General features: G+C 73.8%; 2 protein-coding genes. One reads left to right on the plus strand and one right to left on the minus strand.

The window, feature by feature from the left end; genetic code table 11:
• Positions 1 to 399 precede the first annotated feature (399 nt).
• On the plus strand, positions 400 to 552 hold the full coding sequence (locus FHE66_RS15380) for a hypothetical protein (RefSeq protein ID WP_168202748.1): 153 nt from the start codon (positions 400 to 402) through the stop codon (positions 550 to 552).
• A 155-nt stretch (positions 553 to 707) separates the two neighbouring features.
• Here FHE66_RS15380 and FHE66_RS05525 read toward each other — a convergent pair whose 3' ends face one another.
• The gene (locus FHE66_RS05525; protein WP_139071982.1) at positions 708 to 2,201 is read right to left on the minus strand and encodes a DEAD/DEAH box helicase; all 1,494 of its coding nucleotides are present in this window, start codon (positions 2,199 to 2,201) and stop codon (positions 708 to 710) included.
• Positions 2,202 to 2,469: the final 268 nt, after the last annotated feature.

The raw sequence follows: 2,469 nt of genomic DNA on the forward strand, positions 1-2,469 counted from the left end.
CGCACCTTCCGATCAGCGTCCTGCCGAGATCTCCGCAGACCGCTGATCGGAAGGTGCGACCTCGGCGGGGGTGGCGGGGACGGCTGGGGCCGGGCGTGGGCCGACGCGGAAGCCGGCCAGCCGATCTCGGTGCGTCCGGCGGCCGGGTCGGGGGTGTCCCGCGGACCGACGAGGTAGGTCTCGCGCACCGGCCGGCACGGCCGGCGCGTTGGTCACCACCCAGGCGTCCGTCGGTGACGTCGATGTCGTCGTGCGGGCCGGGGTGGACGGCGACGGCGAGCTCGCCATCACCCCGTGAGCCACGCGGCGGACCCCCGCCGGGTGGCGAGGGCCCGCGGGGACTCGTACCGTCGTGCGCCACACCGGCGAGCGCCGTCGGCGTCGACACGAGGAGGCACGATGGGATTCCTGCGCAAGGCAATCCGTGGAGGGATCGCAGTCAAGGCGGCCCAGGTCATTGCGCGCGAGGCGCAGAAGCCGGAGAACCAGCGCAGGGCCAAGGAGCTGTACACCAAGGTCCGCGACCGTCGGAAGAGCCCGCCCGCGCGCTGACCGGGAGTAGCCGGGCGCCGGCGAAACTCCGCTCTCGCGCGAAACTCCGCTCTCGCGCGGAAGTCGGCTCTCGCGCGGAAGTCGGCTCTCGCGCAGATACAGCTCCGCCCCCGCGAGGAGACTCGCGGGGGCGGAGCTGTCCGTGCGAGGTGGGGTCAGACGCTGCGGACCGTGGACGTCGCCCGGCGGCTGGGACGGCGACCGCCCTGCGCGCGAGTTCCGCCGGTCTGGCCGCGGGAGTCGACCGGAGCCTGGCCGGTGCTCGAGGAGTAGACCGAGCGGGAGCCCGCGCCGCCCTGGGGACGACCCGAGGACTGGCCCGCGCGGCCACGGCCGGCGGTGCGCTGCGGCGCGGAGGCCGACGTCGCCGGACCCTGACCGCTGCCGGTGCTGCGACCACGGCCACCCCGGCGCTGTCCGCCACCGGCGGCGCGCTGGGGCTGCTGCGGGGCGCTCGGGACGGTCGCTGCGGCCTGCGCCGCGGAGACGACCTGCGCGCGCTCGCCGACGAGCTCGCTGATGAGCTTGTCGCCGGGGCGGACGCTCACAGGCTTCGCCGAGATCTTCGCCTGGCGGGTCAGCGTGCGCATGTCGCCGGTCTGCTCGGGCAGCATGATCGTCACGACGTCGCCGCCGGAGCCCGCGCGGGCCGTACGGCCGGAGCGGTGGAGGTAGGCCTTGTGCTCGGCCGGCGGGTCGACGTGGACGACGAGCTCGACGTCGTCGACGTGGATCCCGCGCGCGGCGATGTCGGTGGCGACGAGCACGCGGACCGCGCCGGAGGAGAACGCCGCGAGGTTGCGCTCACGGGCCGGCTGGGTGAGGTTGCCGTGGAGGTCGACGGCGGGCACGCCGGCCGTCGTCAGCTGCTTGGCGAGCCGCTTGGCCTGGTGCTTGGTGCGCGTGAACAGCACCCGGCGGCCGGTCCCGGAGGCGAGCTCCTGGACGATGTCCTTCTTGTCGTCCGCGCCGGAGACGGCGAGGACGTGGTGGGTCATCGCCGCGACGGGCGACTCCGCGCTGTCCACCGCGTGGTGCAGCGGGTTGGTGAGGTAGCGCTTGACGAGGACGTCGACGCCGTTGTCCAGCGTCGCGGAGAAGAGCATCCGCTGACCGACGCGCGGCGTGCGGTCCATGATCCGCTTGACGCCGGGCAGGAAGCCGAGGTCGGCCATGTGGTCCGCCTCGTCCAGGACGGTGATCTGGACGTCCTCGAGGGACAGCACGCCCTGCCCGAGGAGGTCCTCGAGGCGGCCGGGGCAGGCGATGACGATGTCGACGCCGGAGCGCAGCGCGTTGACCTGGCGGGTCTGGTTGACGCCGCCGAAGATCGTCGTGGTCACCAGGCCGAGCGACGTCGCGAGCGGCTCGACGACGGCGTTGACCTGGTTGGCGAGCTCGCGAGTCGGCACGAGGACGAGGCCGCTCGGGCGCTTGGAGACGCGGCGGCGGCCCGCGAGGCGGGTGACGAGCGGCAGGGAGAAGGCGAGGGTCTTGCCCGAGCCCGTGCGGCCCCGGCCGAGGACGTCGCGGCCACTCAGCGTGTCGGGGAGAGTCGCGGTCTGGATGGGGAACGGAGCCGTGATGCCGGTGTCGCTCAGGTGCTGGACGACGGGCGCGGGCAGGTCAAATGACGCGAAGGAAGTCAAGGGTGCCTTTCAGGGGCGGAGATCGGTCGGAGTTCGCCGTAACGGGATCCGCAGCGATGACCGCTGCATCGAACTCGACGACGCTGGGCTCGCGGATACGCGGTGCCCACCTCGCCAGTATGCCCTACTTCGCCGAACGGGGCGGGGCAAGCGCCGCCGAGTGACGCGCGCCGCACTGTCCCGGCCCCCGGCACGACGACGCCGGCCGGTCCTCCTCGGACCGGCCGGCGTCGTCTGTCAGTGCCCGCGCGTCAGCGTCGGGCACGTC

It is taken from the genome of Georgenia sp. 311 (assembly GCF_006151955.1).
Classification (GTDB): Bacteria; Actinomycetota; Actinomycetes; order Actinomycetales; family Actinomycetaceae; genus Oceanitalea; species Oceanitalea wutianyii.

Coding starts and splice junctions, on each gene's coding strand:
- FHE66_RS15380 (WP_168202748.1), top strand. CDS start 400: ATGGGATTCCTGCGCAAGGCAATCCGTGGAGGGATCGCAGTCAAGGCG.